The 16,630-nt window shown below is 62.5% G+C and carries 17 protein-coding genes; 9 read left to right on the top strand and 8 right to left on the bottom strand.

Annotation, left to right across the window (positions count from 1 at the left end; all coding sequences use genetic code 11):
• Positions 1-2: 2 nt before the first annotated feature.
• The 3 genes from V1283_RS30575 to V1283_RS30565 all read right to left on the bottom strand — a co-directional run bounded on the left by V1283_RS30575 (position 3) and on the right by V1283_RS30565 (position 2,878).
• The gene (locus V1283_RS30575; RefSeq protein ID WP_334390337.1) at positions 3-1,310 is read right to left on the bottom strand and encodes a TRAP transporter large permease; all 1,308 of its coding nucleotides are present in this window, start codon (positions 1,308-1,310) and stop codon (positions 3-5) included.
• Between the two features lies 1 nt (position 1,311).
• Positions 1,312-1,857 (bottom strand): TRAP transporter small permease, encoded by a 546-nt coding sequence (locus V1283_RS30570; protein ID WP_334390336.1) that lies wholly within the window; start codon positions 1,855-1,857, stop codon positions 1,312-1,314.
• Positions 1,858-2,098: 241 nt separating this feature from the next.
• Entirely contained in the window at positions 2,099-2,878 is a 780-nt protein-coding gene (locus V1283_RS30565; protein WP_334390335.1) for a DNA-binding transcriptional regulator, read from the bottom strand.
• 137 nt (positions 2,879-3,015) lie between these two features.
• Here V1283_RS30565 and V1283_RS30560 point away from each other — a divergent pair, with 137 nt between their 5' ends.
• The 8 genes from V1283_RS30560 to V1283_RS30525 all read left to right on the top strand — a co-directional run bounded on the left by V1283_RS30560 (position 3,016) and on the right by V1283_RS30525 (position 11,511).
• Complete coding sequence (locus tag V1283_RS30560; RefSeq protein WP_334390334.1) at positions 3,016-3,834, top strand: HpcH/HpaI aldolase family protein; 819 nt, start codon at positions 3,016-3,018, stop codon at positions 3,832-3,834.
• Complete coding sequence (locus V1283_RS30555) at positions 3,818-4,750, top strand: hypothetical protein (RefSeq protein ID WP_334390333.1); 933 nt, start codon at positions 3,818-3,820, stop codon at positions 4,748-4,750. Before V1283_RS30560 ends, V1283_RS30555 begins: the two co-directional genes overlap by 17 nt.
• Before the next feature lie 18 nt (positions 4,751-4,768).
• A complete protein-coding gene (locus tag V1283_RS30550; protein ID WP_334390332.1) occupies positions 4,769-5,740 on the top strand; it encodes a DUF6282 family protein in 972 nt (323 codons plus the stop codon).
• A gap of 55 nt (positions 5,741-5,795) precedes the next feature.
• Positions 5,796-7,130 (top strand): MFS transporter, encoded by a 1,335-nt coding sequence (locus V1283_RS30545; protein WP_334390331.1) that lies wholly within the window; start codon positions 5,796-5,798, stop codon positions 7,128-7,130.
• 90 nt (positions 7,131-7,220) lie between these two features.
• A complete protein-coding gene (locus V1283_RS30540) occupies positions 7,221-8,261 on the top strand; it encodes an alpha/beta hydrolase (RefSeq protein ID WP_334390330.1) in 1,041 nt (346 codons plus the stop codon).
• A 43-nt stretch (positions 8,262-8,304) separates the two neighbouring features.
• Positions 8,305-9,273, top strand: coding sequence for a Bug family tripartite tricarboxylate transporter substrate binding protein (locus V1283_RS30535; protein WP_334390328.1), 969 nt, complete (start codon positions 8,305-8,307; stop codon positions 9,271-9,273).
• Positions 9,274-9,284: 11 nt separating this feature from the next.
• Positions 9,285-10,046 (top strand): SDR family NAD(P)-dependent oxidoreductase, encoded by a 762-nt coding sequence (locus V1283_RS30530; protein WP_334390326.1) that lies wholly within the window; start codon positions 9,285-9,287, stop codon positions 10,044-10,046.
• Positions 10,047-10,092: 46 nt separating this feature from the next.
• A complete protein-coding gene (locus V1283_RS30525) occupies positions 10,093-11,511 on the top strand; it encodes an aldehyde dehydrogenase family protein (protein ID WP_334393230.1) in 1,419 nt (472 codons plus the stop codon).
• A gap of 30 nt (positions 11,512-11,541) precedes the next feature.
• Here V1283_RS30525 and V1283_RS30520 read toward each other — a convergent pair whose 3' ends face one another.
• Positions 11,542-12,471 (bottom strand): GlxA family transcriptional regulator, encoded by a 930-nt coding sequence (locus V1283_RS30520; RefSeq protein WP_334390324.1) that lies wholly within the window; start codon positions 12,469-12,471, stop codon positions 11,542-11,544.
• Between the two features lie 180 nt (positions 12,472-12,651).
• On the opposite strand from V1283_RS30520, the gene V1283_RS30515 reads away from it, so the two are divergent.
• On the top strand, positions 12,652-13,452 hold the full coding sequence (locus tag V1283_RS30515) for a dienelactone hydrolase family protein (RefSeq protein WP_334390323.1): 801 nt from the start codon (positions 12,652-12,654) through the stop codon (positions 13,450-13,452).
• A 56-nt stretch (positions 13,453-13,508) separates the two neighbouring features.
• Here the strand turns inward: V1283_RS30515 and V1283_RS30510 are convergent, their stop codons facing one another.
• From V1283_RS30510 to V1283_RS30495, 4 genes are read right to left on the bottom strand one after another with little or no spacing between them, the layout of a single operon-like run.
• Positions 13,509-14,036, bottom strand: a complete 528-nt coding sequence (locus V1283_RS30510; protein ID WP_334390322.1) for a MarR family winged helix-turn-helix transcriptional regulator — start codon at positions 14,034-14,036, stop codon at positions 13,509-13,511.
• Between the two features lie 18 nt (positions 14,037-14,054).
• Entirely contained in the window at positions 14,055-14,789 is a 735-nt protein-coding gene (locus V1283_RS30505) for an SDR family NAD(P)-dependent oxidoreductase (RefSeq protein ID WP_334390321.1), read from the bottom strand.
• Positions 14,790-14,795: 6 nt separating this feature from the next.
• On the bottom strand, positions 14,796-15,308 hold the full coding sequence (locus V1283_RS30500; RefSeq protein WP_334390320.1) for an aromatic-ring-hydroxylating dioxygenase subunit beta: 513 nt from the start codon (positions 15,306-15,308) through the stop codon (positions 14,796-14,798).
• A 1-nt stretch (position 15,309) separates the two neighbouring features.
• On the bottom strand, positions 15,310-16,623 hold the full coding sequence (locus tag V1283_RS30495; RefSeq protein WP_334390319.1) for an aromatic ring-hydroxylating dioxygenase subunit alpha: 1,314 nt from the start codon (positions 16,621-16,623) through the stop codon (positions 15,310-15,312).
• Positions 16,624-16,630: the final 7 nt, after the last annotated feature.

Below are 16,630 nucleotides of genomic sequence, written 5' to 3'. Positions count from 1 at the left end.
CTCTAGCCAGGGAACGCAATCTGCGGCAGCACCATAACGATAGCAGGAAAGACCGTGATGATGGCAACCGCCAGAACGAGCAAAAAGAAGAACGGCAGGGCCGCCTTGGCGACCGTGTTGGAATCCTTGCCGCTCATGGTCTGCAACACGAACAGATTGAAGCCGACGGGTGGAGAGACTTCCGCCATTTCCACCACCAGCACCAGGAAAATGCCGAACCAGACCAGATCGAAGCCGGCCTGCTTCACCATCGGAATGACGATGGCGGTGGTCAGCACGATCATGGAAATGCCGTCGAGCGCCGTGCCGAGCACGATGTACATGACGGTCAGCGCCGCGATCAGCGCATAGGGACTGAGCTGCAGGCTGTTCACCCAGCTCGCGAGCGCCAGCGGGATACCGGTATAGGCCATCGACGTGCCCATGTAGGAAGCGCCCGCCAGGATCAAGAGGATCATGCAATTGACCCGCGTCGCGCCCATGACGCTCGCCCAGAAGGATTCCCAGCTCAGCGCGCCTTGCCACCATGCGATGGCGAGCGAGCCCAACACGCCCCAGGCTGCGCATTCCGTCGCCGTCGCCCAGCCCATCAGCAACGACAGAAAGACGAACACGATCAGCAGCAGGCAAGGAATGAGATTGAGCGACTCTGAAATGCGCCTGCGAAGGCTCATCGGCGGTTCGGCCGGCGGCGTGCGCTTTGGATTGGCGAGCGACCAGATCGCGATGTAGCCGGAATAGAGCACCATCACCAACAGGCCCGGCAGAAATCCAGCGAGGAAAACCTGAATAATGGAGACGTTCGCCTGCACGGCGTAGACCACCATGGTGATCGACGGCGGGATGAGAATGCCGAGCGTGCCCGCACCGGCCAGAGAACCCAGACTTAAGTCTTCGTCATAGCCGCGCTTCTTCAATTCGGGCAGGGCGATCTTGGCAACTGTGGCGCAGGTCGCGGCCGATGATCCCGATACCGAACCGAATACACCGCAGGCGAGCACGTTGACGTGCATGAGCCGGCCCGGCAGCCAGTTCAGCCAGGGCGCAAATCCACGAAACATTTCCTCCGACAACCGCGTGCGGAACAGAATTTCGCCCATCCATATGAAGAGCGGCAAAGCCGCCAGCGACCAGGACGCGCTGTTGCCCCACACCGTTGTCGCAAGCACGCTGCCTGCCGGAATGCCGCCACCGGCGAATTGCATGCCGGCCCATCCCGTCGCCATCAGGGCGACGGCGATCCAGACGCCGGCACCGAGCAGCAGCGCAAGAAATCCGAGCAGGACGGCGGCGATGGAGAGAAGCTCCATGTCAGACCCCGCTCTGCATGGCGCGTTCGACGACTTCCTCGGCGCTCTGCGGCTTCGGCAATTCGTAACGCGGCGCGAAGCCGCGCAGGACATGGACCAGCTCATCCACAAAAGCGATGCAGAGAATCACGAGGCCGCCGCTGTAGCCGAGCTGCGGAATCCACAGCGGCACCGCGATCACGCCTTGCGAAATGTCGGAAAATTTAAGCGATTGCCAGGTCATGACCGAGGCATGCCACGCGAAAAAGCCGATGAAGCCAACACCGACGAAAAGGGCTGCGATCTCGACGTAATGACGGACATTGTGGTTGAGGCGGTCGATCAAGAGGCCGACGCGGATCATCTCGCCATGTTTGAACGTATGCGCGAGCCCGAGGAAGGCCGTTGCCGCCATGCACCAGGAGATGAAATCATCGCCCGCCGGAATATTGATGCCAAGCGGCCGGCCGCCCGACAGCAGCATCATCAGCACAAAAATCGCAATCAGGAAAAGCCCGGCGAGATAACCGGAGAAAAGGTAGAGCCGATCAAGAAACACGCGGATCATACTGTGTCCTTCCCCCTCGCACGCCTATTGCTACGCAAGCAATAGTGGTGCCACTTCCGATAGCCGTCCGCTTCAGGAAGGAGTCTATCGATCCTCGCCGTGGGCGATAGCGGTTTACCGAAATCAGTCCCCAGAAGGCAGGGTTTCGGAATTGCTCCAGACCGTCAAGAGGCCGTTCACAACCTGTATCCCGCAAGACGCTATACCAAAGACGGGGTCAAACGATGCCGGGCTGTAGTCTCTATTGCTGCAACGATAAGACGCTTGCGGCAATATTGTCGGCCAGTGCCTTTACAAGCGGCACGTAGCGCTGGACGACGTCTGCGCGGTCCAGCGCCGACGTGAAATAGGTCATGCCGACGGTGGCGAGCACGCGCTGGTTGACGATGATGGGGAGTGCGATCGTGCCGGACGAGCGCGGCTCGACCATCGGGTCGCGTTCAGCGAAGCCTTGCTTGCGGATCGTCGCCAGCAAAGTCAGCGCTCGCTTGCGGTCAGTGGCGAGCTTGTCTTCGCTCTTCTGCGATCGCGCCAGCATGTCGAGCAGCATCGATCGCTCGCTCATCGGGCAGAAAGCCAGGTAGGCGCGCCCCAGTGCCCGCCCGAGCAGGCTGAGATGCATGTTGAGAGTGCCGTGAAATGGCGAGACGGGGCTGTCGGGAATGGTGCTGAAGCGGACCACGACGGAACTCCTGTCGAGAACGGCGATGGCGATTGGCCAGTGGTATTGTCGCGTGAAGGCGAGCGCCCATGGGCGCGCGGCCTCCACCACCAGCGGATCGCCGTGAAAGCCGTTGCTGAGCGATTTGACCCGCGAGGCAACCGCGTAGCCGCCCTGCCGCCGGTCGTTGGCGGCATAGCCCATCGCGCATAGCGACTTCATCAACCGCACCACCGTCGATTTCGGCAGTCCCGTCGCCTTGTGCAGGCGGTCGATCGAGGTGACGCGGTGGCGGTTGAGCTCCTCCAGCAGCAGGAGCGTACGGGAGGCGGCTTCGACGGTGTTGGTTTTAAGCGGCATACTGAAATTCCACCTGGTGGAACACGATCGAATAGCTATGGCCGAGCGGCGTCCTCCCTGCAATGGTTTTCGCCAAGCGCCACGCCGGAGTCTGCCTTCTGAGGGCAGCCTGTGCAGATGGCAGGGGAGGAACAACCGTGTCCGGAGACGTCGCCAGGCCGCATTTTTCGTCATTCCGCCGCCGCTTCTCGGCGCGGCAGCACGTCGTCGGCTCATTCATCAAGACGCCCACCACGCACGCGACCGAGATATTCGGCACGCTCGGCTATGATTTCGTCGTGATCGACGAGGAGCACGCGCCGATCGATCGCGCGATGACGGATGTCATGCTGCTGGCCGCGCGCGCCAGCAACCTCGCAGGCATTGTGCGGGTATCGTCGGACGATCCGGCCAAGATCCTGTCCTCTCTGGACTGCGGCGCAACCGGTGTGCTGGTGCCCCATGTTGCGACGGTCGAGAAGGCGCGCGCGATCGCGGCCGCTGCGCGATATCGCGGGGGACGGCGCGGCTACTCTGGCTCGGCCCGCGCCGGCGCCTATGGCGGCACACCGATGTGGTCCCTCGTTGATGAACAGGATGCGTCGGTCTGCGCGATTGCGATGATCGAGGATCCCGAAGCACTGGACCACATCGACGCCATCGCCGCCGTCGACGGAATCCACGGGCTCTTCATCGGCCGTGGCGATCTCACCGTTGCCCTCGGCGCCAAATCCCCAGCCGACGCGTCCGTGAAGGACACGGTTATCAGGATCATTGCGGCGGCAAAGAAAGTCGCCAAGCCAGTCTGCGTGATGGTCGCGAGTGCGGCAGAGGCCAAGGAATTCGCCGGCCTCGGCGCCAGCGCCTTCATCATCTCGTCGGATCAGGGTCAGATGCGCCGGGCCGCGGCGCAAACACTCACCGATTTCAAGACCCTCGTTCAAACCACGGATAGCTCACATGTATCACAGCACTGATCCTCGCGCTGCGCTCGCCGCCACTCCCGTCGGCGCAAAACCCGCCGCCACCCATTTCGCGGGTGCCGAATATGCGAAATTCTACGAAACGCCGCCGGCCGAAAACCAAAACGGCGCGCGTACCTGGTACGCCCGCGGCCAGAACTTCATCATCGCTTATAGCGACGCCGACAAGGGCGCCGTGCTGAGCCGGACCAGCCAGCCCGACGAATATGTCGTGCTGCTTCCCGATCCCGGCGCGGGCGCCGAAATCGTGTGGGGCAACGAGCGCAAGGTCGTCAACGGTCACTCCATCAGTTTCGTGCCGGCGGACGCAAGCTCCGTCACGCTGCTCGGCGCTGCCAAGGTGGTGCGCATGATGACGACGCGATCGGAAGATCTCGCTAGGTTGTGCTCCAACGCAGCGTCTTATGCGACACCGCATCCCAATCTGCCGCCGTTCGAGCCGTGGCCGGAGGTCACTGGAGGCCCGCAGATCCGCACCTACAGTCTCGACGTCGCGGCAACGCCGGGTCGGTTCGGTCGGATCTTCCGCTGCTCGACCTTCATGGTGAATTTCCTCGAGCCGAAAAACGGCCCGCGCGATACGAGCAAGATGTCGCCGCATCACCATGACGATTTCGAACAATGCTCGCTGGCGCTGGCCGGCACCTTCATTCATCACCTGCGCTGGCCATGGACGACCGACATGGCGCAGTGGCGCAATGACGATCACGAGCGCTGCGGATCGCCTTCCATCGCCGTGATCCCGCCGCCCTCCATTCACACTTCGCAGGCCCTCGATCCCAAGCTCAATATTCTCGTCGACATCTTCTGCCCGCCGCGCATGGATTTTTCGACCAAGCCGGGCTGGGTGCTGAACGAAGACGATTATCCGATGCCCGCGCAAACCGTCGCCGGAAAGTCCGCCGCCTGACACGAAAGGGTCCTGACCATGGCCGACAAGCAATCATCCTATCCGAACACCGTGCCGCTGCCGCCGCTGTCGTGGGCACCGGAAGTCGCCGAGCTTCTGGTCGGCGCGATCGATCTGCACTGCCATAGCGGTCCGGCGGCCATGCCGCGCATCCTCGATCATCACGAGGAGCTGCTCGATGCGGCGGCCGCGAAATTCCGCGCCGTGCTCTACAAGGATCACTTCTATGCCGGCATGGCGCACGCGATCCTGCTGGAAAAGCTGTTCCCCGAAACCAATGTAAAACTGTTCTCGGGCATCGTGCTGAACAATGCGTCGGGGGGCATCAACCCGCATGCCGTCGATCACGCGATCAAGCTCGGCGGCAAGATCGTCTGGATGCCGACGTTATCGGCGGCGAACCACATCAAGGCCATGTCGGCCGGAAATTCGACCTTTCCAAAGACCTCGCAGAAGATGCTCGATCCGATCCCGCTTTCGGCGCTAGACGCCAACGGCAAACTCACGGACGACACAAAGAAGGTCATCGATCTCATTGCCGAGGCGGATATCATCCTGGCCGGCGGTCACCTGCCGGCCAGTGAGTTGCACATCCTGTTCGACGAGGCGGCGCGGCGCGGGGTCAAGAAGATGATGGTCAATCATCCGACCTACATCGTCGGCTGCAACGACACTGATATTCGCCAGCTCGTCGCGCGCGGCGTCAAGATGGAACATTCGATCTGCATGTTCATCGAAGGCAAATCCCTGAAGTACAGCCCCGATGATCTCGCGCACCTGATCGAGGTGGCCGGCGTCGACAACACGATCCTGTCGTCCGACCTCGGGCTGCAGGGCTCGCAGCGCCCTGTCGATGGCTTTCGCAGCATCACGCAGATCCTGCTCGATCTGCAAATGCCGCGCGCCGCCATCAGGAAGCTCATCAGCGACAACGCCGCACGGTTCTTGAATCTTCCGGTGATCCAGTCGTCCGCGCAGAACGCCGCCTAGCAAGACAAGCGCAAAGACCGCGAAAAGCGGCGTGCGCCCAGGGGAGGAAGTCACGATGGATGGGGCGGACCGCGACGGCGACGCGCTGATGTACCGCATCATGTGGCGGATCATGCCATTGATGGTCGCCTTGATGATGCTGTCGGTGATCGACCGCTCGAACGTCAGTTACGCCAAGCTGCAGATGGTCTCTGGCCTCGGCATGACGGAGACGGCTTACGGCCTTGCCTCCTCGCTGTTCTTCATCGGCTCGCTGGTGTTCGAGGTGCCGAGTGCGCTCGCCGCGCATCGGTTCGGCGCCCGGCTCTGGTTCGCGCGCATCCTGCTGACTTGGGGACTGCTCACTGTCCTGCTCGGCTTCACATTTAGCGGCTCCCTTTTCGCCGCCGCCCGCTTTCTGATTGGCGCTGCGGAAGCTGGCGCCTATCCCGGCATCATCTTCTATCTGACGCTATGGTTTCCCAAGCGCTATCGCGTGCAGGCCGTCGCGCTGATGACGATCGGCAGCCCGCTCGGCAACATGTTCGGCTCGCTGTTCGGCGGGCTGCTGCTCAATCTCGACGACGCGCTCGGCCTCGCCGGATGGCAGTGGGTGTTCATCGCGACCGGTCTGCCGGCGGTGCTGTTGTTCGTGCTGATCTTGAAATATCTGCCCAACGGACCGCAGGACGCCGGATTCATCAGCGACCGTGAGAAGTCATGGCTCGCCGCTGAACTGGCACGCGGGGAAATCTCGCAGACGTTGCACACCAATCCGCTTCGGGTCCTGCTCGACTGGCGGGTCTGGTGGTTTTCGCTGGTGTATTCGATGATCACGCTCGCACTTTATTGCGTCATCTATTGGTTGCCCACGGTAGTGAAGGGCTTTGGCGCCAGCAGCACTCAGAATGGTTTGCTGAACTCGTTGCCCTGGGCGATGGTGGCGCTGATGCTGCTGTGGATTCCGCGGCATCTGCGCGAGCATCGCAGCGTTCTCATCGGCATGGCGTTGATCGCGCTGTGCGGTGCAGCAGCCTTCCTGATGTCGACGATGCTGCCGGAAAACTGGATGCGCTACGTCGCCTTTGTGCTCGGTACGCCATGCATCTCGCTGATGTTTCCCTGCTTCTGGTATCTACCGTCGCAGATTTTCAAGGGCGCCCACGCCGCAGCCGCCATGGCGGCCATCACCACGCTCGGCAGCCTCGGTGGTTTTCTGTCGCAGAACCTGATGCCCTGGGTCGCGCATTGGTCCGGCAGTGCACTGGCTGCGATGACCGTCCCGGCCATGAGCCTGGCTCTGCTCGCCCTTAGTGCGATCATCATGCTGGCGGCATGGCGTGTCCCCTCCAATGTGAGCTTCGACTTTGGGCCCGCGCCCGATTCGGAGCGCACGCAGCCAGCGTCGTAAGCGAGGTCGAAGAGGGTCCGGAGTTTCAAGCAGGGCATCAAGAGGCAGATCATGAATTGCCGTAGAAACCATTCCAAAGGCTGGAAACAGTTGCGGCCGTTTGCCGCGGCATTATTGTTGATTGAATTGAGCACCACGGCCTTCGCCGAGGAAGCTCGCAAGCCATCGAAGCCTCCGATCATCCTGGAATCGACGGGCGCGTATGAAGTAGGCGGCAAGGTCATTGCCAAGCCCGGTGACCCCAGCCAAACGCTTTCCTGCGACCATGGTTACGTCGAATACTTCATCCCGGCGAAAAGGCGCAGCGTCGGCCTGATCATGTGGCACAGTTCTAGCACGAAGGTTTGGGAAAACCGCTGGGACGGCGGCGAAGGTTATAAAAGCATTTTCCTGCGCAGGGGATATCCGGTTTACCTGTGGGACGGCCCGCGCGTCGGTCGCGCGAACTGGAGTTGCGAGCCGATCACCTACACGCCTGATTATTTCGATCAGCGTAACTTTGCCGCCTGGCGTTTCGGCCTGACCTATCTCAACTGGCATCCGGGCCTGCAGTTTCCGACCGCCGACAAGGAGGCTTGGGATCAGGCGACGCGCGCCCGTTACGACGAGTTCGATACCCTCGAGAATGCATTGTTGCAGGCGGAGGCCGGCGGCCAGGCCATCGACAAGATCGGCCCCGTCATTGCCGTCACCAATTCCGCGGGCGGCTGGCGCGCGCTGCTGTCGGCACTGAAGGCAAAGAGCGACAACATGAAAGGCATCGTGGCCTACGAAACCCCGGGCTTCGTTTTCCCGGAGGGCGAGGGGCCAGAACCCAAGCCGGATGCGCCATATGGCCCCAATGCCGTGCCGCTGGCCGAGTTTATGAAGCTGACGAAGTTTCCGATCCAGATGGTGTTCGGCGACTACACCGATACGCGTCCGATCTGGAAAACCTCAGTCGAGGTGGCGAAGACCTTTTGCGGCATCGTCAATCGTCACGGAGGCGATTGCGAGGTCCTGCTGCTGCCCGACGCAGGGCTGCGCGGCAACACGCACATTGCCTTTGCCGATCTCAATAACGAAGCCGTTGCGGACGAATTATCCAAGTGGCTGGGCCGCAAGGGCCTGGACAAGTTTGCTGCAGAATAAGCGCTGGCGCCAACGCGAGCCCCGTACACCATTCGGAGGAAGTATGCGCGTGCTGTCTTTCGGCCTCATCGGCCTCGCACTTGCCATTGCGCCATGTCACCGCGCCGTTGCGCAGGAGTGGCCGAATCGCCCGGTCACCATGATCGTGCCGTTCCCGGCCGGCGCCGCCGTGGACACGCTGGCGCGCGCCGTTGCGCACTCGCTCAGCGAGGACTTCGGCAAGCAGTTCATCGTCGAAAACCGCGCGGGAGCGGGCGGCAATCTCGGCGGGACGGCGGTCGCCAAGGCGGCTGCTGACGGCCATACCTGGCTGTTCGGGACGCCGGCGCCGATCGCGCTCAACAAGTTCATGTACAAGGGCCTGGCGTATGACTCCGAGCGCGATTTCATGCCGGTCGTGCTCGTCGCCAAGTCTCCGTTGATCATCACGGCGACATCAGACTTTCCGGCGAAGACGCTTCCTGACCTGATCGCCTATGCCAAACAGAACCCGGGCAAGGTCAATGTCGGCCATCCCGGCAACGGAACGCTCGGACACATTACCTCCGCGCTGATCCAGCAGTTTGCCGGCGTGGAGATGACGCACGTGCCTTATCGCGGCTCAGCGCCGCTGATCACGGACCTGCTGGGGGGACAAGTCAACATCGCCATGGATTTCATGCCGACCTATCTGCCGCTGGTGGCCGAGCGCAAGATTCGCGCGCTGGCGGTGACGACGAGCCAGCGCGTCGCGCAACTGCCCGATGTACCGACCGTGCAGGAAGCCGGATTCAGGGATTTCGAGGCGACGGCGTGGTACGCGATCGTTGCCCCCACCGGAACGCCGCCTGACATTGTGAGCAAGGTGAACAATGCGGTGAACGCCTTCCTCAGGAGTGACAAGGGTAAGACCGTGCTTGAGCAAAACTCGCTGCAAGGCGTCGGGGGCTCTCCTGATGACCTCAAGGCATTCATCGACGGCGAACGCGCCAAATGGCGTCCCGTGATCGAGGCCGCAAAGATCACGATGTGAGGCTGCCATTGATGACTGGTATCGAAATTCCTGGGCTGTCGATTCCCAAGGTTACGCTTGTCACGGGCGGCAACAGCGGCATCGGCAAGGCAACTGCTGCGCGTCTTGCTGCCATGGGCTCTGCTGTCGTGATCGGCTACAACAGCCGCCGCGCGCAGGCCGAAGAGGTGATTGGATGCCTGGAGGGCCGCGGGCATCTCGCGATGCGGATCGCGATCGACGACCCGGCTTCCGTCTCGGAGGCCGCGGCGACCGTGGACCAGCAGTACGGACGGCTCGATGCGCTGGTCAATTGCGGAGGCGCCACGACGCCTGTGCCCGCCAATGATCTCCAGGGGCTGACGGACGAAATCTTCGACCGGACCGTTTCGCTCAATCTGCGCGGGCCATTCGCCATGGTTCGCGCCTTCCGTCCCTTGCTGGAGCGCGGCAGTGGCGCTGCCATCGTGAACATTTCGTCGATCGCGGCGCGCACGGGCCTGGGCAGCAGCCTGGCCTATCTGGCTGCCAAGGCGGGCGTCGACGCGCTCACGATCGCGCTCGCGAAAGTGCTTGCGCCGAAAATCCGCGTATTCTCGGTTTCGCCGGCCGGCGTGGACACGGATTTTGTCGCCGGCCGAACCCGTGAACACCTGCAGAAAATCGCGGAAAAACTGCCGCTCGCCCACGTCACCACGCCCGACGATGTCGCAAGGGCGGCGGTGGCCTGCATCGTCAGCCTGACCAGTTCGACGGGAATTGTGGTGCCGGTGGATGAGGGCAGGCACCTCTAGAAACACCGCAAACGGTAGCGCGGCGCAACGTCGTGGACGGGAAACTATGGAAAAATTGAAATTCTACATCGACGGTGCCTGGGTGGATCCAGCCGCGCCGTCAACGCTGGGAATAGTCAACCCAGCGACGGAGGAAGTCTTCGCTCAGATCAGCCTGGGCTCGAGGCTTGATGTGGATCGGGCCGCCAAGGCAGCGCGCCGCGCTTTCGCGAGCTATTCCGTAGCCAGCGTCGAAGCGCGTCTGTCCTGGCTTCATAAGATCATCGAAGGTTTTCGGGCTCGCCTACCAGACCTGGCGCGGATGATGACCCTGGAGATGGGCGCGCCGATCACGTTTGCGACCGAGCGTCAGGCAGCCGTCGCGCTGTTTCATTTCGAGGAAGCCGCGCGCGTGCTGGCGAATTACAAGTTCGAGGAGCGGATGGGCAACGGGATCGTCCGTCGCGAACCGATCGGTGTCTGCGGACTGATTACGCCGTGGAACTGGCCACTGAACCAGGTTGCCTCCAAGGTGGCGCCGGCGCTCGCCACCGGCTGCACAATCGTGCTGAAACCCAGTGAGATCGCGCCGCTCAGCGCGATGCTGTTTGCGGAGATTGTCGACGGCGCGGGTGTCCCGGCGGGCGTCTTCAATCTCATAAACGGCGATGGCCCCACGGTAGGCGAGGCGCTCGCCGCCCATCCCGAGATCGACATGGTGTCGTTCACGGGATCGACGACGGCCGGCGTCAGGGTGGCCAAGCTTGCGGCGGATACGGTCAAGCGCGTCGCGCAGGAACTGGGCGGCAAATCCGCCAACATCATCCTTGCCGATGCCGACCTGAAAACCGCCGTGATCGAAGGTGTTCACGCCTGCTACACAAATGCCGGCCAAAACTGCCAGTCTCCCACGCGCATGCTTATCCCTCGTGCGCAGCGGGACACGGCATTCGCGGCGGCGCGTGAGGCTGTCGACACCGTTCGCCTGGGCGACCCGCTCGATCCGGTATCCACCATGGGGCCGCTGGCGAGCCAGGCACAGTTTGAGAAAGTGCAGGATCTTATCCAGTCCGGCGTTGACGAAGGGGCGACGCTGGTGGCCGGCGGCACAGGGCGGCCGGCCGATATCAACCGTGGATACTATGTTCGCCCGACCGTCTTCGGTGACGTGACGCCGCAAATGAAGATTGCACGTGAGGAGATTTTTGGCCCTGTGCTGTCAATCATGAGCTATGACACCGAAGATGAAGCGATCGAAATCGCCAATGACACGCCGTTCGGATTGGCGGGCTTCGTGCAGTCCAGGGATATTGGCCGCGCTCGCGCTGTCGCCAACCGAATCCGTGCAGGGCGCGTCTACCTCAACGGCGCGCCGTTTGACCGTAGCCTTCCGTTCGGGGGCTACAAGCAATCCGGCAACGGGCGTGAGTTCGGCGTCTTCGGATTTGAGGAATATCTCGAAGTGAAGGCTGTACTGGGCCACTGAAGCTCCAGGCATCGCGGGCGAGGGAGACGCTCAGGCGGTCGGACGGAAATGTCCGGGCGGATGTTTCGTATCGCGGCGGATCAGCCGGCGAAGTGTCGAAGGCTCCGCATATCCGATCCTCTGCGCGATCTGCTCGACCGACAGGCGCGTGGTCTCAAGCAGCAATCGGGCGGTCTCCAGCCTGATCCGCTGCACGAACTGAATCGGTGAAACGCCGCAGGTCGCCGAGACGCGGCGGGCAAATGTCCGTGGCGCCAGCGCGACAGCGTTGGCCAACTCCTCGATCGCAAAGTCGCGCGCGATGTTTTCGCGCACCCATTTCTCGGCCTTGGCAATCCTGGGGTCCTGGCTCGCCAGATAGGTAATCGCCATGAATGGCGCCTGGGAGCGCCGCTCATCGAGCAGGAGATAGTTGGCGCAGGCTCTGGCGAGGCTTGGTCCGGCGAACCGGCCAACGACCGCAAGCATCAGGTCCATCTGCGCCATGGCCGCGCCACCGGTTGCGATCGGCCAATCGGCGACGACCATCCGCTCCGACAGCAACTCGATTGCGGGATAGCGCTGCCGGAACAGCGGTGCGAACCACCATGTCGTGGTCGCCCGCCGGCCATCGAGCAGGCCGGTCTCCGCGAGAAGGAACGTGCTCGCGCAGGATGCGGCCAGCACGGCTCCAGTCGCGTGCGCCCGCATCAGCAAGTCGCCCGCGCGCCGGCACATCGGGCTCTTCAACTTCGTCTCCAGTTCGTCTGCCGACGCCGTTCCAAGCCCGGGGACGATGACGAGTTCGATTCCTCGCAGATCGACGTCGTTGCGGCGGAATCCGCAACGCACCGTCGTAACCTTGAAGGGCGGAACGCGCTTCGCCGCGCCGATCCGGTTGGCGGTCGCCAATACATCGTGGGTGATGGCCGCGCTTGAGGCCATGCATCCGTCGATCTCGACAACCGCGACTTTGGTCATGTCAAAAAATACCCGATTAATGTCAATTTTGACACTAGCCCGCCGGCCGCGAAATCGCAACGATGTCCCCGAAAAGATAGTCCGAAGCCCCTGGCCGCAGGCATCTCCGATCTTTGCTGCGGGCTCCTGTCTGGGTATCCATCGACCAACCAGGGAATTGCGCCGATGCCGAAACGGTCCATGAAACAGGACGATCCGCTCGAGGATTTCACGCGCCGCGACATCACGCTCGATGGCGTCAGCAAGGTCGTCTACGTGGCCGGCACAGGGCCGGCCGTCATCGTGATGACGGAGATGCCGGGCATCAGCCCGCATGTCGCAAGGTTTGCCCGCTGGGTCCGCGACGCCGGCTTCACCGTCCACATGCCGTCGCTGTTCGGTCGTGATGGCGCCGTTCCAGGCGCGGAGGAGGGCGCCGCGGTCTTCCAGCGCGCCTGTGTGAGCGCTGAGTTTCGCGCCCTCGCTTCAAACGAATCCAGTCCCGTGACAAAGTGGCTGCGGTCGCTGGCGCGTTTTGCGCATGGCGAGTGCGGCGGTCCCGGCGTCGGCGCCATCGGGATGTGCTTTACGGGAAATTTTGCGCTGACCATGATGCTCGAGCCGTCAATGCTGGCGCCGGTGCTCTCGCAGCCGTCGCTGCCGCTGAACAATCCGGCCGGCATTGAAATCGCGCCCGACGAAGTCAGGTGCGTCCGCGAACGGCTCGAGCGGGAAGATCTGACGGTGCTGGCCTATCGCTTCGCGGGTGACAAGTTCTGCATGGCGCAACGCTTCGCGGCCTATGCGGAGGCGCTCGGCGACCGCTTCATCGGGCGGGTGCTTCCGGACAGTGCGGCGAATGCCGATCTTGCGCCGTTCTTCGAGCGTCACGTCACGACGCCACATAGCGTCGTCACCGCGCACCTGATCGACGAGGCCGGCCAGCCGACGATCGCGGCCCGCGACGAGATTTTGGCGTTCTTCAGGCACAGGCTAAAATGAACCGCAACTCACTGCGCGTATTGCTTGCCTTGCGGTACTGCCGCCTGGCGTCCGCGTCAGGAGTGCTTGTCGAGGCGGCGCTTGAGCAGGGTCAGATGTTGCAGCAGGTCCGACTGCGCAACGGGCGATAGTTCGCCGATCAGGGCAATCACCCATTCCTCATGCCGGCGCGCCATCCGGCCGAATTCCCTGGCGCCTTCCTGCGATAGGCGCAAACGGAAGGTGCGGCGATCCTCAGAGTCGACCTCGCGATGGATGAAGCCATCGGCTTCCAGCTTCTGCACGAGGGCGGTGATCGCGCCGTTCGAGACCATCAGGAGTTCGGAAACTTCAGACATGGTTGCGCCAGCCGGCTTACGGGCGAGCTGCGCCAGCAGGTCGAAGCGGGCCAGCGTGGTGTTGAACTCCTTGCGCAGGCGCGCGTTCAGCGCCTTCTCGATCCGGGTGGCGCAGGAGAGCAGCCGCAGCCAGATACGTAATTCCAGATGCGCGCCATCGGATTCGTGCGCCGGCTCGGCCGGCCGCAGCGCTTGCCCGCGCGCACCCTTTGGGGATCGGGCCTTTCGTTTGACTGTGGCATCCATGGCTGTGATCTCACCGGGCTAGATGGAAATCGATCCGATGCTGGCTCCGCCGCAGACATACAGCGTCTGCCCGGTGATGAAGTCGGCATCGGGTGAACTGAAGAAAGTAACCGCCCGCGCCACGTCGGCGGATTTGCCGAGACGGCCGAGAGGAATCGACTGCGCCAGCTTTTTTGCACGTTCGGATTCCGGCGACATCACGCTCTCGAACATCTCGGTATCGCCGATCGGGCCGGGCGCGACGACATTGACGGTAATGCCGAAAGGGGCAAGCTCCAGCGCCCAGGTCCGCGCCATGCCGATGATACCGGCCTTGGTCGCCGAATAGACCGTGCGGGTGGCAGCTCCCAGCGCGGCACGCGACGACAGCAACACGATGCGGCCGAAGCGAGCCTGCTTCATGCCCGGCAGCGCCGCCTGCGCCAGCGCAATCGCGGCGCCGAAATGCAGCTGAGCCAATGCGCCGACATCCTCGTCAACGACCTCTTCCAGCAGCTTGGCGCGGATCGCGCCGGCATTATGCACGACATGGGTAATCGCAACCTTCGCGGCAATTTCCGTGGCCGCCTGACGCGTCGCGGCCGCATCGAGCAGGTCGACCTCGCGCGAGGAGAGTTTTGGGTGGCTCCAGTCGGGCTTGCGCCGCGACAGCGAAATCACATCATAGCCCTCGGCCAGGAGGCCGCGGGCGATCGCCGCGCCAATGCCGGTATTGCCGCCGCTCACGATCGCCGTGTGGTGAACCACGCTCATTCTCCGTCACATAAAGAGCTGGATGTTGCCGAAGGCAGCATCGCAATTGATCAGGTCGACACGCTTGAGCTTGATCTTCAGCTTTCCGTTTTCGACGCTCAGATGATGCGTGACCCAGGCCGCATAGAGCGCCTGCTCGTCGAGGCGGGTCTCGACATAATGTATCGGGGTCCAGGTGACGTAGCTGTTGGCGGCGGCGTCGCGCGAATCGACCTGCGGCGTCTGCAGCACGTGATGGCAGCGGCTCTTCGGCTTCTGGCTGAAGGTTCGCGCGCCCTTGAGCCGTTCGACCCGGATCGAGAGCAACAGCTTGTCCTCGTACATCAGCGAGCAGGTCAGCCGCGGATCGGTTTGATTCCATTCCAGCGGCATCCAGTAGAAGGCGTCGTCGGCGTACATGTCGAGCCATTCGTCGAAACGCTGCTGATCGATCAGCCGTGCCTCACGAACGACGAAGTCGATCAGTTCCTGATCGGTGGGGACCGCATTCTTGAGGGGAGCTTCAGTGACCATGCTCATGTCACATCCCCATCGTCATGAACTTGGACCACGCCCGGAACTGGTGGCGCATCGGCCACTCGCTGGTCCCGTTGACCGCGACGTTGGTCTGTCCGGCCTCGTCGGGACTGTAGAGGCGCTGCAGGTTCACCCACTCGTTGCCGTTCGAGTGCAGGCCTTCCTGCGCGCGCTCGTACATTTCGAGGTCGTCGTGGCCGACGATCGAGGTCGGCGCATTGATCAGCCGGTTGTACATCAGCGTGCGCTCGAGCAGCATGTCGGGCGCATCGACGAGCTGGAACGTCCAGGATTCGACCAGCGTCTTGTTGGCCGCAATCGGCTTGAACTGCCGCAACAGCTGGATCGGACCCTTGATCATGATGTTGGGGAAGTAGACCGTGTTGTGCCGGTTCTCGTCGAGGATCGCCTTGGCGCGGGCCTCGCCATAGGCGGCTGTCATCTTGTCGAAATAGCCGGGCACCGCCGAATAGTCGGAATGGATCGAGTGGTGCACGCCGGTGTGGCCGTGTCCGTTGTCCCAGATCCGGATGCCCATGTTCTCGAAGAATTCGTACGGGCTCATGAAGGGCGCGATGATCTCGACCGCCATCGGCTTTTTGGTGCCGGGAGGCGCCTTCTTCCAGACCTCGACCACGGTTCCGGCGGAGGATTCGTGCGCCACCATCGGATGGCAGGTATCGGTCTGGTTTTCGACCAGCATCTTCCAATTGCAATTGTGCATATAGCGCAGCACGCCGCCGGCGACCTTGAGCTGGCCGGCCGGCGAACGGTCGATCATGTTGTCGAAGCTCGACAGGCTTTCGCCGAAGAACTCCTCGAAGTCGAGGCCGCCGTCATTGATCTTGCCGAATACGAAGCCGCGATAGTTGCGGACATGGCGCACCGGCGCCATTCCGGTCGCGGCGTGGCTCTGTTCAAAGCCGGTGTTCTCGTAGCCCTTCTTCAAGGGAATCGCGAGCAGCGAGCCGTCGGTCTTGAAGCTCCAGGCGTGGTAGGGGCAGCGGAAGAATTTTCCGGCGTTGCCGCAGGTCTCGGACGTGATCCGCGTGCCCTTGTGCGGGCAGCGGTTGTGCAGCACCTTTACCGTTCCATCGGTGTGGCGGACCAGCAAGACAGGCTGCGTGCCGATCGTGGTGCCGTAATAGTCGCCCGCGTTGGGGACCTGGCTGTCGTGGCCGACATAGACCCAGCTGTTCGGGAACATATGCTCCATTTCGAGCTGGAACACCTCTTCGCTGACATAGACGTCACGGTGAACCTCCTGCTCGCGGACCAGGGCGCGAAGCGCAGCGGCGTTGCTGGCATATCGGGTCATGCGTTCC

The organism is Bradyrhizobium sp. AZCC 2262 (assembly GCF_036924535.1).
Taxonomy (GTDB): Bacteria; Pseudomonadota; Alphaproteobacteria; order Rhizobiales; family Xanthobacteraceae; genus Bradyrhizobium.
This window is presented reverse-complemented; position numbering and strand designations above follow the sequence as displayed.

Excerpts from the sequence above, each read along its gene's own strand:
- V1283_RS30575 (WP_334390337.1), bottom strand. The coding sequence starts at position 1,310 with ATGGAGCTTCTCTCCATCGCCGCCGTCCTGCTCGGATTTCTTGCGCTG.
- V1283_RS30570 (WP_334390336.1), bottom strand. The coding sequence starts at position 1,857 with ATGATCCGCGTGTTTCTTGATCGGCTCTACCTTTTCTCCGGTTATCTC.
- V1283_RS30565 (WP_334390335.1), bottom strand. The coding sequence starts at position 2,878 with ATGCCGCTTAAAACCAACACCGTCGAAGCCGCCTCCCGTACGCTCCTG.
- V1283_RS30555 (WP_334390333.1), top strand. The coding sequence starts at position 3,818 with ATGTATCACAGCACTGATCCTCGCGCTGCGCTCGCCGCCACTCCCGTC.
- V1283_RS30550 (WP_334390332.1), top strand. The coding sequence starts at position 4,769 with ATGGCCGACAAGCAATCATCCTATCCGAACACCGTGCCGCTGCCGCCG.
- V1283_RS30545 (WP_334390331.1), top strand. The coding sequence starts at position 5,796 with ATGGATGGGGCGGACCGCGACGGCGACGCGCTGATGTACCGCATCATG.
- V1283_RS30535 (WP_334390328.1), top strand. The coding sequence starts at position 8,305 with ATGCGCGTGCTGTCTTTCGGCCTCATCGGCCTCGCACTTGCCATTGCG.
- V1283_RS30530 (WP_334390326.1), top strand. The coding sequence starts at position 9,285 with ATGACTGGTATCGAAATTCCTGGGCTGTCGATTCCCAAGGTTACGCTT.
- V1283_RS30525 (WP_334393230.1), top strand. The coding sequence starts at position 10,093 with ATGGAAAAATTGAAATTCTACATCGACGGTGCCTGGGTGGATCCAGCC.
- V1283_RS30520 (WP_334390324.1), bottom strand. The coding sequence starts at position 12,471 with ATGACCAAAGTCGCGGTTGTCGAGATCGACGGATGCATGGCCTCAAGC.
- V1283_RS30515 (WP_334390323.1), top strand. The coding sequence starts at position 12,652 with ATGAAACAGGACGATCCGCTCGAGGATTTCACGCGCCGCGACATCACG.
- V1283_RS30510 (WP_334390322.1), bottom strand. The coding sequence starts at position 14,036 with ATGGATGCCACAGTCAAACGAAAGGCCCGATCCCCAAAGGGTGCGCGC.
- V1283_RS30505 (WP_334390321.1), bottom strand. The coding sequence starts at position 14,789 with ATGAGCGTGGTTCACCACACGGCGATCGTGAGCGGCGGCAATACCGGC.
- V1283_RS30500 (WP_334390320.1), bottom strand. The coding sequence starts at position 15,308 with ATGAGCATGGTCACTGAAGCTCCCCTCAAGAATGCGGTCCCCACCGAT.
- V1283_RS30495 (WP_334390319.1), bottom strand. The coding sequence starts at position 16,623 with ATGACCCGATATGCCAGCAACGCCGCTGCGCTTCGCGCCCTGGTCCGC.